Annotated in this window: 18 protein-coding genes and 1 pseudogene; 15 read left to right on the top strand and 4 right to left on the bottom strand. The window is 63.5% G+C overall.

All coding sequences use genetic code 11. From position 1 onward, the window contains the following. Positions 1-175: 175 nt before the first annotated feature. Both ACFQZZ_RS32610 and ACFQZZ_RS32605 read right to left on the bottom strand, forming a co-directional pair. Positions 176-514 (bottom strand): hypothetical protein, encoded by a 339-nt coding sequence (locus ACFQZZ_RS32610; RefSeq protein WP_378688503.1) that lies wholly within the window; start codon positions 512-514, stop codon positions 176-178. Then, positions 514-897, bottom strand: a complete 384-nt coding sequence (locus tag ACFQZZ_RS32605; RefSeq protein WP_378688500.1) for a hypothetical protein — start codon at positions 895-897, stop codon at positions 514-516. The genes ACFQZZ_RS32610 and ACFQZZ_RS32605 overlap by 1 nt, the downstream gene beginning before the upstream one ends. A 333-nt stretch (positions 898-1230) precedes the next feature. Between ACFQZZ_RS32605 and ACFQZZ_RS32600 the strand changes: the two genes are divergently transcribed. Genes ACFQZZ_RS32600 through ACFQZZ_RS32585 form a run of 4 tightly spaced genes read left to right on the top strand, consistent with a single transcriptional unit; the run spans position 1231 to position 2867 of the window. After that, complete coding sequence (locus ACFQZZ_RS32600) at positions 1231-2121, top strand: helix-turn-helix domain-containing protein (RefSeq protein WP_378688497.1); 891 nt, start codon at positions 1231-1233, stop codon at positions 2119-2121. Continuing rightward, complete coding sequence (locus ACFQZZ_RS32595) at positions 2118-2327, top strand: DUF397 domain-containing protein (protein ID WP_378688494.1); 210 nt, start codon at positions 2118-2120, stop codon at positions 2325-2327. Before ACFQZZ_RS32600 ends, ACFQZZ_RS32595 begins: the two co-directional genes overlap by 4 nt. A gap of 58 nt (positions 2328-2385) precedes the next feature. Further along, the gene (locus tag ACFQZZ_RS32590) at positions 2386-2598 is read left to right on the top strand and encodes a DUF397 domain-containing protein (protein WP_378688491.1); all 213 of its coding nucleotides are present in this window, start codon (positions 2386-2388) and stop codon (positions 2596-2598) included. A gap of 56 nt (positions 2599-2654) precedes the next feature. Beyond that, on the top strand, positions 2655-2867 hold the full coding sequence (locus ACFQZZ_RS32585; RefSeq protein ID WP_378688488.1) for a DUF397 domain-containing protein: 213 nt from the start codon (positions 2655-2657) through the stop codon (positions 2865-2867). Between the two features lie 257 nt (positions 2868-3124). Here the strand turns inward: ACFQZZ_RS32585 and ACFQZZ_RS32580 are convergent, their stop codons facing one another. After that, positions 3125-3673 (bottom strand): Imm21 family immunity protein, encoded by a 549-nt coding sequence (locus ACFQZZ_RS32580; RefSeq protein WP_378688486.1) that lies wholly within the window; start codon positions 3671-3673, stop codon positions 3125-3127. Positions 3674-3746: 73 nt separating this feature from the next. Further along, positions 3747-4217, bottom strand: a pseudogene (locus ACFQZZ_RS32575) (transposase); the annotation flags it as partial. Between the two features lie 218 nt (positions 4218-4435). Here ACFQZZ_RS32575 and ACFQZZ_RS32570 point away from each other — a divergent pair. The 11 genes from ACFQZZ_RS32570 (at position 4436) to ACFQZZ_RS32520 (ending at position 13541) form a co-directional block, all read left to right on the top strand. Continuing rightward, a complete protein-coding gene (locus ACFQZZ_RS32570) occupies positions 4436-5122 on the top strand; it encodes a HEAT repeat domain-containing protein (protein ID WP_378688484.1) in 687 nt (228 codons plus the stop codon). Beyond that, the gene (locus ACFQZZ_RS32565; RefSeq protein ID WP_378688481.1) at positions 5116-6123 is read left to right on the top strand and encodes a HEAT repeat domain-containing protein; all 1008 of its coding nucleotides are present in this window, start codon (positions 5116-5118) and stop codon (positions 6121-6123) included. The genes ACFQZZ_RS32570 and ACFQZZ_RS32565 overlap by 7 nt, the downstream gene beginning before the upstream one ends. Positions 6124-6619: 496 nt before the next feature. After that, positions 6620-7528 (top strand): alpha/beta hydrolase, encoded by a 909-nt coding sequence (locus ACFQZZ_RS32560; RefSeq protein ID WP_378688478.1) that lies wholly within the window; start codon positions 6620-6622, stop codon positions 7526-7528. A gap of 47 nt (positions 7529-7575) precedes the next feature. Then, positions 7576-7872 (top strand): hypothetical protein, encoded by a 297-nt coding sequence (locus ACFQZZ_RS32555; RefSeq protein WP_378688476.1) that lies wholly within the window; start codon positions 7576-7578, stop codon positions 7870-7872. A 213-nt stretch (positions 7873-8085) separates the two neighbouring features. After that, positions 8086-8661, top strand: coding sequence for a DUF3558 domain-containing protein (locus ACFQZZ_RS32550; protein WP_378688473.1), 576 nt, complete (start codon positions 8086-8088; stop codon positions 8659-8661). A 37-nt stretch (positions 8662-8698) separates the two neighbouring features. Then, complete coding sequence (locus ACFQZZ_RS32545) at positions 8699-9178, top strand: hypothetical protein (RefSeq protein ID WP_378688470.1); 480 nt, start codon at positions 8699-8701, stop codon at positions 9176-9178. A 15-nt stretch (positions 9179-9193) separates the two neighbouring features. Beyond that, the gene (locus ACFQZZ_RS32540) at positions 9194-10354 is read left to right on the top strand and encodes a WXG100 family type VII secretion target (protein WP_378688467.1); all 1161 of its coding nucleotides are present in this window, start codon (positions 9194-9196) and stop codon (positions 10352-10354) included. Between the two features lie 188 nt (positions 10355-10542). Continuing rightward, positions 10543-11313, top strand: a complete 771-nt coding sequence (locus ACFQZZ_RS32535; RefSeq protein WP_378688465.1) for an ESX secretion-associated protein EspG — start codon at positions 10543-10545, stop codon at positions 11311-11313. Between the two features lie 381 nt (positions 11314-11694). Then, entirely contained in the window at positions 11695-12207 is a 513-nt protein-coding gene (locus ACFQZZ_RS32530; RefSeq protein ID WP_378688607.1) for a DUF3558 domain-containing protein, read from the top strand. Positions 12208-12275: 68 nt separating this feature from the next. Next, positions 12276-12869 (top strand): DUF3558 domain-containing protein, encoded by a 594-nt coding sequence (locus tag ACFQZZ_RS32525; protein ID WP_378688463.1) that lies wholly within the window; start codon positions 12276-12278, stop codon positions 12867-12869. 99 nt (positions 12870-12968) lie between these two features. Continuing rightward, on the top strand, positions 12969-13541 hold the full coding sequence (locus ACFQZZ_RS32520) for a DUF3558 domain-containing protein (RefSeq protein ID WP_378688460.1): 573 nt from the start codon (positions 12969-12971) through the stop codon (positions 13539-13541). Positions 13542-13578: the final 37 nt, after the last annotated feature.

Genomic DNA, 13578 nt, shown 5'->3' with positions numbered 1-13578 from the left:
ACATGTCCACGCCTTCGGCCATTCGACCGGCCGTATCGGGCAGCGGCCTCGGGCAGCCCGGTGGCGGCGTGGCTTGTCGACCGGCCACACGCACGCGACTCCGACTATGGCGCACGCGCCGCTCCCGACAACCGCGAGAATGCTGTGCATTACCTGCCAGGTGCCCATGCGCCGTTCACCGCTCGCAGCCATTGCCCGGATAGGTCGGTGGTAGTGCTAGTTGCGCGAGCCCGTCGAGCACCTGTTGGAATGTGGGAAGTTCGGGTGCGCCATCGGGCTGGCACCGTTCGATGGTGTCGATCGGAAAGGCAATGCCACGCAGGTGGGCGCGTTCGCGCGGGCTGAACTCCTGCGGCGCGATCCGGCTGTGGTGCACGAGCGTGTAGTACGCCACCCATTTCCACGCGCACCGGTCGATCCGGCATGCACGGTGTCTGCGCATCTGCCGGTGCGCCAGCTCGACTTCGGCTGAGCCGCAGATGGTCGGTGGGGTGACGATCGTTTCTTCGCGCATCACGCGGCCCCCATCGCGACGCCAGGCAGTGGCTGTGCGGTGCGGGCCCACATGCTTTGCCGGCAAACGGTTTCCAGGTCGAAACCCTCATCGCAGATCAACGCCGGTAGGCAGTTCACGTGCCCGAGGTCGAAGACAACGATCACGTCGACGCCGAGCCCGGCCGCCATACCGAGCACGTACCCGATCGGGTCGTCGACGTCGACCGGTGGTCGCACGGTGTACACGTACTGGTAGCCGAGTGCGTGAGCGTGCCGCTGGACGTCCGTGGCGTGGCGTGGCGCATCCAGCCCGGACACGTCATTGCGTACGAAGCCAATGGCTTTCGGTTTGTCGCTCATCGCGGGCGGCGGCGGCGACTTGATGACTTGCGTGTGTGTCATGGTTCCCCCGGAACCTGGTCGGTGTGCGGGTTTGGGGCATTCGGGTGACCAGCAGCAACCATCGCTATTTGCTCGTAGGCGTGGATTCCGAGCCACGATGCACTTAGCTGAAGTTGGTGCAGTTCCTGCAATTTGGGGACTTTCCGAGGCTGTGACCTGCGGCGTCATCCGAACGCTGTTACCAAGCACACCACGAGCGATACGATGAGACGAGGTATCTGGGATTCCCAAACAGAGTTGTCCCAAATCCGCAGGACGTATCCCGGTTCAGACGTACAGTGCGTTCCACATTCGAGTCGTGACCGTCCCAGATTTGCAGGGGGTGCAAGAACTTTGACCGGCGAAGACGCCGCTTCGACCCTTCCCCGGCGACAGCTAGGGCGATTCCTCCGCGAAACCCGCGAGGGGCAGGGACTGCCCCTCGACCAAGCCGCGAGGCTGGCCGAGCTAAGTAAGAGTGGGCTACACCGCATCGAAACCGCCCAAGTGGCGAAGGTCAAGATTCGCGAGATCAGAGCCCTGTGCGAGACGTACGGAGTGGCGGCGGACGAAACCGACCGCGTCCTCAAACTCGCTGAGCAAGCACAGGTCAAGAGTTGGCACACTGCGTTCGACGGTCTCTACAGCGATTCCACATTCAATATGTATCTCGGGCTCGAAGCCTCTGCACGCCAGCTGATTTCGTACCATGAGATCGTTCCGGGCTTGTTGCAGACGGCTGACTACGCACGTGCCTTGATCAGCGCGTTCTACAGCGATAGCAGTCAGGAGGACATCGACCGTCGGGTTGAACTGCGACTCAAACGGCAAGCCATCCTCACCCGCAAGTCCGACCCGGTGAGGCTTGAACTGTTGCTTCACGAATCGGCTCTACACCGGGTCGTCGGCAACCCTCGCATCATGGCCGCAGAGCTTCGGCACCTGGCCGAGATCAGCAAACTCCCAAATCTCTCACTTCAGATACACCCGTTCACTAGCGGATCCATGCGGGGGCTGTTGCACGGTCCGTTCGCGATCCTCGACTTCGGCACTGATACCAAGGGCGAGCCGGTTGAGCCACCGTTGGTCTACTTCGAAGGTGCCGGTAAGGCGGATCTTTACCTCGAGAGTGCCGACGATGTACGGCGTTATGCTGAGCTTGCTACGGCCATACGGAGTACATGCATGGATGGAACGAGATCGCGAGACCTGCTCAGGCGGGCAGCAAGGAGTTACGCAGCGTGAATACTGACTTGTCCGGAGTGAATTGGTTCAAGAGCAGCCACAGCAGCGGCCAAACCGAGTGCGTTGAGGTGGCATGGCTCGAGGGTGCCAATGTCGGCGTACGTGACTCCAAGAACCCGACCGGCCCGGCACTGATCTTCACGCCGGGCGAATGGGACGCCTTCACCGCTGGCGTCACTGACGGAGAGTTCAATCGACCCGCCTGAGCCAGACGCAAAATACCGAACACCCTCACAGCGTCCCGTGCTACGTAGGAGCCTGAGCGTGAACAACATTGACCTATCCAGTGCGCCCTGGTTCAAGAGCAGCCACAGTGGCAGTCAGAGCGACTGTGTCGAGGTGGCATGGCTCGAAGGCAGCGGCGTCGGCGTCCGCGATTCGAAGAACCCCACCGGTCCGGCGTTGGTCTTCACCCCGGGCGAATGGGACGCCTTCACCGCTGGCATCACCGACGGAGAGTTCAACCGCCCCGCCTGAACCAGACACAAACACCGAACCCCTCACAGCGGCCCGTGCTACGTAGGAGCCTGAGCGTGAACAACATTGACCTATCCCGTGCGCCCTGGTTCAAGAGCAGCCACAGCAGCGGCCAAACCGACTGTGTCGAGGTGGCATGGCTCGAGGGTGCCAATGTCGGCGTACGTAACTCCAAAAACCCGACCGGCCCGGCACTGATCTTCACGCCGAGCGAATGGGACACCTTCACCGCTGGCGTCACTAACGGAGAGTTCAACCGGCCCGCCTGAGCCAGACACAAAACATGGTGGGTCTCAAAAGTGATGGCCAAATCTCAGAATGCGTGGCCAGTTGGCCATGATCTCGAGATTCTGTTTCCTCCCCGGCCCAGTTGGTGGATGATTTCGCCAGTTGCCGTCCAGGGCACGAGGATTCGGGCTGGCGAGTGCGGCTACACCACTGACACTGAGACCGCCGCGATTGGTCGATGCATAACCCTGGGCCGATCCCTGACGAGATATTGTCAAGACCTGTGGATCAGCAAGGTTCAGGCGACTTCCGTCGGGGTGGTGTCGTTGAGGTGCTTGCCGACGGCTGGCTGGAGCTGAACGAGGATCATCCAGTTGCCGGGGTCCTTGATGTAGGTTGCCCGGACTCGGTAATGCCCTGGATCGAGGGCGATGCGGAGCTGGTTGTCGAGTTCGATCTCAGCTCCCGGCCAGGCCGAGTCGAAAAGCATGACGGGCTCTCGTATTTCCCAGACGAGGTCTTCGTCTTGATCCCACGTGATGCGTTCTTGTAATGCTTGCCGCGCTGCGGCGACGAGTTCTTCTTCGGAGTCGGCCGCTGCCCATCGCAGGAACACCCGCTCGGCTGGGAGATATGTCGTGCGAGCGGGTTCGTCTCCAAGGACCAATGCCTGCTGAGAGCCGATCGTGACCAGGCCGATGTATCCCTCGACCGAGCAGGCTCTGCCGTAGTCGCCCCAGGTTTCTACGGGGCCGTCCAAGTCGGTTGCTCCGCCCCAGTGACCAAGTTCTGATTCGGGGGCGATCAGCAGGGGGCCTCCGGCGGACTCGACCCAGGTGTAAAGCATGACGGCTCGCTCTTTGTTCGTTTGTCTGTCGGTTTCTTGTGCCCGTAATTGTCAACTACTTGGATCCTGAGTTTCAGGCGACCTCCGTTCCGGTGGTTTCGGCCGGTTCGGTTGATGATTCGGGTGTGATGTCGCGGGGGCGTTCGAGGAGCTCGCCCTTGTGGAACAGTGCGCCGTTGCGGACGAGGACGACAAGTTCGGGTGCGTTGACCTTGCGCCAACGGGCCTGGGCGGCTTCGATCAGCTTGTAGGCCATGGCGATTCCGGCCGCGCGGGAGCCCGGTCCCTTGGTGACCTTGGTGCAATCGCACTGTGGCGAAGGTGGATTCGATCGGGTTGGCGGTGCGCAGGTAAATCCAGTGCTCGGCCAAGTATTTGAAGAATTCGAGCAGCATGTCGAGGTCGTCGACGATTTTCGCGACCGCCTTCGGATACTTCTTCCCGTAGTCGATGTCGAACGCTTTCACCGCCAACTGCGCCTTGTCGATGTCCTCGGCGTTGTAGATGTCCTTCATCGCCGCGACGCGCCAGGATGCGCTGATTTCGTTCGGCTCCGGGGCCGATAAGGCTGGTGAGGTCGCGCATGGCGTGGGCGGAGGGCTCGAAGTAGCGGCGCAGGTTCTCGGGTTTGCGGTGCCGGGATTCAGCCATGAGTTCCAGCAGGCTGGCCCGAATGTAGTCGTGGAGTACGACGATGTTCATCGCGTCTTGCCCGTGTACTTGACATTGTCACTGTGAGAAGGCCTTCACTAGCGGTCGGAGGTGGTCCCCATTAACTCGACACACAGGAATTCACAGGACACGCGGCTGCTCGACGCATTGGCCGTTGGGAACTCGTCGACGCGGCTGAAGGCGGCCCTGGCAATCGGTACGCATCCCGTACCCGGTCTCGTCGATGTACTCGTAGAACGGTGCGCGATCGAGCCGGACTTCTTCGTGCGCGACATGCTCACGTGGGCGTTGACCCGCCTCCCGTCAGAGATTACGGTTCCGAAGCTGCGCGCGGAACTTGGCTCCGAACGCGCACAGGCTCGGAGCCAGGCATTGCATACGCTGTCGAAGATCGGGGACAAGAACGTGTGGCCCGCAATCACGCGGTCGTTGCTGCACGATTGCGACGACGAGGTCGCGCGGAGTGCATGGCGCGCTGCCGTCGTTCTCGCGCCCCACGGGGAGAAGGAAGGTCTGGCCGCGGAACTGGCCACGCAATTCGGCCGCGGCGACCGCGACGTACGGCTGAGTCTGAGCCGTGCCCTCGTCGCGCTCGGCGACGTGATCGAGCCGATCCTGCAGGCGGCGATGGCAAGTCACAACCCGACGGTGCGTGCGCATGCGAGCGCCACCCGGCGGCTGCTGCACGACCCGGACGCTGGATTCGACTTCGCCGTCGAAGAGGCACGACGGGTCGTCGCGCTCGGTCCGGACCAGGAGGAGGCAACTGCATGTTGATCAGTGAGGTGGCGCGCCGCTCGGGGGTGAGCGCCCGGATGCTCAGGCACTACGACTCCCTCGGGCTGGTACGACCCACAGGCCGCACCGTGGGTGGCTACCGGGAATACTCTGCCGAGGACATCCGGCGGATCTTCCACGTGGAGGGGCTGCGATCCCTGGGACTGTCACTGCGCCAGATCGGATCCGCTCTCGACGATCCCGGATTCACCCCGTCCGCACTGGTCGGCGACCTCATCCGAAAAACCGAGGACCGATTGAACCGGGAGCAGGAGCTCCTCGAGCGGCTCCGTACGGTCGAGACGGCCGAGCCCTCCAGCTGGCAGGACGTCGCACGCATCGTCGAACTCCTGCACGGACTCGCATCGCCGAGTGCCGCGCGGCGGCAGCAAGCCGTCCTGGCCCCGGCCGAGGACCTGCCGATGCCCGCCGAGCTGCTGGCCGAGGCGGTCCTCATCGAATCCGATCCGAACGTTGCCGGGGCCCTGCGGTGGGCACTCGCGAGGGCGGGCGGTGACGGTGTGACAAGCCTGATACCCGCCATGAGCTCGGAGAACGTCGGCATCCGGCGGCGCGCGGTCCTGGCCCTCGCCGAACTACCCGGCGACGAGGCGACCGCGGTGCTCACGGACGCGCTCGAGGATACGGACCCGACGATCCGCAGACATGCTGCTCTGGCACTGGGTGCGCGGGGCGTGACCCGAGCTGTGCCGACGCTCGTCGGCACGGTGGTCGAAGGCCCGAACGATGTCGAGGCGGCCGAGATACTGGGAACCTTGGCATGCGACGCCGAGTGGGCGGACCGGATCATGAGTGCGATAGTCGATGAACTCGCCGGCCACACAGCGGATTCGGCGGTGCGGATGCGGCTGACACAGGCACTCGCCGAGATGCCGGGGACTATCGCGCTCACTACCCTGCGGCAACTGACCCATGACGATGATCGGGCCGTGGCCCTCATTGCCTCGGCCCTCGTGAAAGTGCTCGAAGAGCGGCTATAGACCAACAACCAACTGGGCCTTCCGCGGACCTCTACTCGAGCCATTGCCACGGATTCGTGTGGGAGACCTCGAAATGCCGGGCTGCCCTCCCCACTGGTGACGACAGCGTTCGAGCCACTGTATGAAGGAGGAGCGTGACACCAGAGTTGACGATTTCTCTGACTACAACTCCACATTCGGGACAGCATCTTCTCGAGCGAGCCTCGAGCGCACGTACACGCTGACGACAGTTCACCCGTGCGCTGTACGTTCACGGCGGCTCGAGAGCGATCACGACACAACCTATGATGGTCCTTCCGCACCGGGGCGTGACGGGACCGCAAGCGCGCGGACAGCGACTTGGCCTGAACGGCAGTCGAATTCGGGTCTCCTCGGTCACCGACCGGGGAACAAACAGGAGGTATACGGGGTGGGTGGAGCAGCGCGATCTGGGGACAAGCGGGGAATTCGTGGTTGGCTGCGGAAGACCGGCGCTGTCATAGCGACAGCTGCGCTGATGTCGTCGATCGGTGCGGCGGTGGCTACCGCCGCCCCGGTCCACGCACCGATATTGCGCACACCGGCAGGCGGTTACCAGGAGCTCTTCGTGCCGTCCGGCATGGGGCCGATCAAAGTTCAGGTGCAGTGGGCGCGCCGCGGCGGAAGCGCGGCCCTGTACGTGCTCGACGGTTTCCGTGCGCCCGCCGACCACAGTCAGTGGACGACCGATACCGACGCGCTGCGCCAATTCGCAGGCGACAACGTCACATTGGTGTTCCCGGTCGGTGGTCACTCGAGCTTCTACACCGACTGGTACCGGCCGAGTAGTACCAACCGTCAGACGACGACGTACAAATGGGAGACCTTCCTCACCCAGGAGCTGCCTACGTTCCTGGAACGGTACGGCGTTTCGCGCACCAACAACGCCATCGTCGGGGCCTCCATGGGCGGCAACGCCGCCCTGACGCTGGCCGGCCACCATCGCGACCAGTTCAAGTTCGCCGGATCCTTTTCCGGCTTCGTGCATCCGACGTATCCGCTCTGGAACGAAGCGATGCGCGTTGCCATGTGGGATGAAGGCAACTTCAACGTGGACGACATGTGGGGCCCGGCCAAGGACCCCGCCTGGACCCGCAACGACGCCACTGTGCAGGCCGAATTGCTGCGCGGACTGCCGATATACGTCTGGGCGGGCAATGGCGTGCCCGGTCCGCTCGACCTGCCGTACGGGGTCGGCAACACGGTGAACGCGATGGGCCTCGAGGCGATGGCGACAGCCGCCACCCAGATGTTCCGTGATCGAATCACCGCGCTCGGAATCACCGCTCGCGTCGACGTCGTCAACGGAACCCACACGTGGCCGTACTGGCAGCAAGCGCTCGCGACGGCGCGCCCGATGATCCTCGATGCGCTCGGCGTGGGCTGACGCAAACTGTCGCTCGGTGTTCGGTCCGGGCATGGCATGCTGGCGGGATGAAGTCGGCCGCGGTGGAGATCGTTGGCATCCTTGATCAGGTGTTGGCGATCGTGAAACGCACGCCGCAGGAGCTGATCTGGCAATCTCGGTACCCGGATGAGCGGGAGCTCGTGGATGATCTGACCGATCATGCCCGGCGCATCCGGCAGGGAGATCTGAGCCGGTTACCCGATCTTTCATTCCTATTCGTGCCGACCGGGCCGCTGTGTGAGATCGCGGCCAGCAGCGGGTGGCTGGATGCCTACACAGTGCTGGGGAACCGGTTCGACGGGTTGCATTCGCGCCTGCGTTAGCTGTGATCACACGGCGGCACTTTGCGTATCGAGAAGGCACCCAGGTCGCGGTCCGCGCCCGCAGCGCACACCTTCTACTTCGCTGGAACCCGCCCTGGGGACGGTTGCACGCTGATTGACCGGCCGGTACGGTCGATCCAGCTGAATGGGGGCGGGGAGCCGGGCCGACCCTGATCGATATCCTCGACACAGTCGGCAACCGGGAGGAACCACATGACCAGCAGGGGGAGCACACCGCTCGGGATCGCGTGCGCACTCGGCACTCTTCTCCTGTTGACCGGCTGTGAGTCATCGACGGACGGAAGCGCCAAACCCTCCTCGACGTCGACGAGCGCTGGGCCCTCATTGGCGGAAGACGTGCCACGCAGCTACGACCCGTGCAAGGACGTTCCGCAAAGCGTGCTGGACTCAGAGAAGCTTGGAATGAAAATTGTCGCCAATAACGATGGGGGCGGCGGGGTCAGATGGCGCGGCTGTCAATGGGTAAGGCCAAACGGCTACGGGGTGAGTATCCGAACCACAAATCTGACTGTCGACCTCATTCGCAGCCGTAACTTCGCCGAGGCCACCGAGTTCACCATCGGCGGTCGGCGAGCGATCTCGACACGACAGTTCGACGGTCCCTTCATCAAAGAGGCATGCACCCTGAACATCGAGATGAAGGGCGGCAGCCTCGATATCAACCTGAACAACCCGCCATCGAACCGCGACACAGGCAGCACCGACTCCTGTGTGCTTGCTCGAAGCCTGGCGGAAAAGGTTGTGCCGAGTCTGCCCGCCACCGCCTGACCACTGACTCACGGACCGAATTTTGGGAGGGGACCCCATGGCAAATGACGACAAGACGCCAGAGAGACCGTTGGCGAACCTCATCACCGAGGCCCGTGAGGGTCGGCTGACGGTGCGGATGGATCTCGAGAAGTTCGTCTACATCGACCGCGACTGCGAATACTTCAAAGGCGTCATCCGCCAGATTCAAACAACCATGACCCGCATCTCTAACCAGGATAAGTGGGATCTCGGTGAGCATTTCACCCCGCAAGGCGAACGTGATCTGGTGTCCGGCAAGACGATGGTCAAGCGCTGGCGGGAGAAGTCGCAGAGCACGCAGAACCCGAACAGCGTCTATGCGGTCATGGAGTCGCACTACAAGGTCATCGAAGACTTCCAAACCTTGTTCCGGACCGTCCGCGAACGCATCACCAGCGTCGACGCCGATCAGGCCACCAAATACCAGGACCTGGAGTCGAACCTTCCGCAGCAGCCACCGGCTACGCCGAAGGTCTTCTCCTGGCCAGGTATGTAAGGAAAGGGCGATCTGTTGACCGGCAACGAGTCCACCCAAATCCCTCCACGTGGGGAGAACGTATTCCATTGGGAACGCACCGACATCGAGGAAGCGTTCACGCCACTGGATCCCACACCCGCCCACGACGCGGCCATGACCTATTCCAACGTGGCCACCCAATGGGACCAGGGGCTCGAGACCTTCGCCCGTTCGGTCCAAGGCTCGATCGCCGAGTCATGGGAAGGCTCGGCGGCGGATAAGGCCAAAGACGCGATCACCCGCTACACCACGGACGCCCACAAACTGACCCCGCTGATCACCCAAATGTCCAACGACATGGAGGCCGCAGCCGACGCGATCCGCAGCGTCGCCAGCGGGATCCCGGAGGCCAACCACCATTCCTGGACCGCGAACGTGTGGCCGCCCCGGGCCGCCGAGGAAGAAAACACCCGCAACGAGGCAACCGAAGGCGCTCGCACCGCCATGCTCGAGAACTACGTGAAGAAGTTCGCCGAGTTCGACGGACGAGTCCCCGTGCTGCCCACCGCACTCAACCCCACCAGCCCCCTGGACATCTCCGAGCCGACCAAACCCACCGGCACCGACCCGGGAACGAACCCCACCGGTACGGGAAACCCCAATAGCCCTGGCACAAATGAGAATCCGACGGAATCGGAAGGCGAGAATCCCGAGGAGAACAAAACCGAGGACGAGTCGACCGATGACTCGACGTCCGAGGACACCAACCCGTCCGGGACCAATCCGACCTCGACAGACCCGAGCAGCACTCCGACCACCCCGACCGCGCTCGACCCATCCAAATCCGGCACCCCGACCACGCCTGCGGGCACCCCGAGCGGGCTGCCCAGCTCTCCCGGCGGCTCCGGCTCACCCGGGACGCCGAACACCCCGAGCCCTGGCCGCAGCGTCCCCGGCGTCCCCGCCACACCGACGGGCACCAGTCCAGCAGCCGCCGCCGCCAGACTCGCAGGCAGCAACGGCATGCCGGGAATGGGTGGCATGGGCTCCGGCGCCGGCCGGGGCAAGTCCGATGAGGAAAACACCCACGACACGCCGGACTATCTCATCAATGCCGAAAACACGGCGGAACTGATCGGCGAAATCGCGCCCACCCTTCCCGGTGGCGTGATCGGCGGAGACGCCGCACCCCCGCCGCCACCCACCCGCAACTGACCACTGCGCTGGCTCTGGTCCGACCGGCGCATCCGCGCGGCCTGCGCGGCAACGGATTGCGCGGCACCTGGCCGTGCGCTTCCTGCCCAGCGCGGACGCACCCCGTCGATCGAACCGGAGCACCGCTCCTTGCTCGCCGTACTGCGCCGAGCGCAAATTCACCCCGCACGACCGATTGGAATCTCTAGATGGCTGAATGGACTTGGGAGCCCGACGATTTCGCCGCGCTATGGTTCGGCCCCGCGAACGACCGGTTCCCCAATCCACTCCGCTTCACCAGTCGCTTCCCCTACCGCGACGACTTCGACGCCCACCGCGTCACCGTGCGCGAGCGCTACTCCCGCGACGAACTCGAAGAGATCCAACTCGCCCTGCACACCTTGACCACCTCGACCATGCGCATCGAAATCTTCGGCGGCACAACCCGACACAAGAATCCCAACGGTGGCGTCCGGGTGTACCGCGTCGTCGGCGCCCGCAATGACCACCGCGCAATGTCGCTGGCCCAAGCCACCTTCGGCGACACCATAGGCCCCATCCGGTGCCGCCTGTTCCCCGTCGACCACCTCACCGCGCAGCTGGCCAGCGCCCTCCCACCCTGCAAACCCGGCACCCAACCACCGGACACCTTCCACCCCGACGACCTGTACGGCCGCCCCAACGGCCACCTCGAAAGCATCACCCGCAACACTCCACGCGAGCGCTACCAACGCCTCCTGCACCGCCCCGCCGACGGCGGCGGATCCGCACTCCTCTACACCGGCCCGGTCAACAAACTCACCGACCCACTGAACACCGTGCAATGGCACGACATCAGCGACGACGGTCGCTACACCGAACTGCGCGGCCAACACATCACGGTCCGCCCCACCACCCCTACCGACCTCACCACCCATTTCACCGGCTGGATCGACCGCGTCACCCAACGACTCCGCGAAGCCGAAGAGGACCGCTGGTAGCGCGGTAAGCGGGGCAGTCGAACACCGGATCCGACAGGAACGCCGAACTGACCGCGCTCAGTCAGCGCCAACAGGACACCCGCAGTATGAACAATTCTGCGCACCATGGCATTCCACCCATAGCGCCCAGACCCCTACAACAGTCGCGGCGAAATCTAGACCGAAAATGCAAGCGTGCCACAGAAACTCGGCGCATCCCGGCCAGTTGTCGCCTTGCACACCGCCAAACCGTGCCGGTACGGTCAACCCAGCTGAACAGGGGGCGGGGAGCCGGGCCGGCCTTGATCAACAGTGTCGACAGCCGGCGATTGGGAGGACCACTTGCCCTGCAGGGGAAGCGCACTGATCGGTGCCGCCTTTGTCGCTAGCGCTGCTGTCTTGATGTCCGGCTGCGGGTCATCGACCGGCGGAGACGCGAAGCCATCGACCCCGACGAGCACGCGACCACCGCTTGCGGAGGATGTCCCACGCAGCTACAACCCGTGCAAAGACGTACCGCAAAGCGTGCTGGACTCGGAGAAGCTGCACGGTCAGGACCTGGCCAATGGCGACGCGGGTGGTGGGGTCAAGTGGCGCGGATGCGCGTGGGTCCGATCCAACGGATACGCCGTGAGCATCCGAACCACCAATCTCACTGTGGATCTCACTCGCAGCCGCAACTTCGCCGAGGCCGCCGAATTCACCATCAATGGACGGCGCGCGATCTCGACACGCCAATTCGACGGCCCCTTCATCAAAGAGGCATGCACCCTGAACGTCGAGATGAAGGGCGGCAGCCTCGATTTCAACCTCAACAACCCGCCATCCAATCGTGACACAGGCAGCATCGACTCCTGTGTGCTCGCCCGGCGCTTGGCGGAAAAGGTTGTGCCCAGCCTGCCCGCCACCGCCTGACCACTACCGCACAGCCCGAACCGGGAGGGGACCCACATGCTAACGACGACAAGACTCCAGCGAGATCAATGTTGCCGACAACCGGCGACCGGAAGCAACACGTGACCAGCAGGAGAAACACACTGCTTGGTGTCACGTTTGCGATCGGCGCTGCTGTCCTGCTGTCGGGATGTGGAGCCGGAGACGCCAAGCCATCGACCCCGACGAGCACGCGACCACCGCTCGCGGAGGATGTCCCACGCAGCTACAACCCGTGCAAGGACGTTCCGCAAAGCGTGCTGGACTCGGAGAAGCTCGGTATGCAATCCCTCGCCAATAGCGACGGGAGCGGCGGGGTCATGTGGCGCGGCTGCGCGTGGGTTCGATCGAGCAGCTATGGAGTGAGTATCCGAACCACCAACCTCACCATCGATCTCATTCGCAGCCGCAACTTCGCCGAGGCCACCGAATTCACCATCGGTGGTAGACGGGCGATCTCGACACGCCAGTTCGACGGCCCCTTCATCAAGGAAGCGTGCACCGTAGACGTCGAGATGAAGGGCGGCAGCCTCGAATTCAACATGACCAACCCGAAGTCGACCAAAACCGGGAAGCTTGACTCGTGTCAAATGGCTCGTGACTTGGCGGAAAAGGTTGTGCCCAGCCTGCCCGCCACCTCCTGACCACTGCCGCACAGACCGAACCGGGAGGGGACCCACGCGGCAACGACGACAAGACTTCATCGAGATCGATTTGCCGACAGCCGGCGACTGGAAGGAACCATGACCAGCAGGGGAAGCACACTGCTTAGTGCCGCGTTTGCCGTCGGCGCTGTTGTCCTGCTGTCAGGATGTGGGCCATCGACCGGCGGAGAAGCCAAGCCAGCGACCTCGACGAGCACGCGACCATCGCTTGCGGAGGGTGTACCGCGCAGCTACAACCCCTGCAACGACGTTCCACAAAGCGTGCTTGACTCGGAAAAGCTGGGCATGAAATCCGTCGCCGAGAGCGATGCGGGCGGCGGGGTCATATGGCGCGGGTGTCGATGGGTAAGGCCGAATGGATATGCGGTAAGCATTCGAACGACAAATCTCACCGTAGATCTCATCCGCAGCCGCAACTTCGCCGAGGCCACCGAATTCACCATCGGTGGTAGGCGGGCGATCTCGACACGCCAGTTCGACGGCCCCTTCATCAAAGAGGCGTGCACAGTGGACGTGGAGATGAAGGGCGGAAGCCTCGAATTCAACCTGAACAATCCGCCATCGAACCGCGACACCGGCAGCACCGACTCGTGCGTGCTCGCTCGACGCTTGGCGGAAAATGTTGTGCCGAGTCTGCCTGCCACCGCCTGATTGTGCTTCACGGACCGAACCGGGAGGGACCGAACAT

It is taken from the genome of Nocardia sp. GCM10030253 (genome assembly GCF_042675075.1).
GTDB lineage: Bacteria > Actinomycetota > Actinomycetes > Mycobacteriales > Mycobacteriaceae > Nocardia.
This window is presented reverse-complemented; position numbering and strand designations above follow the sequence as displayed.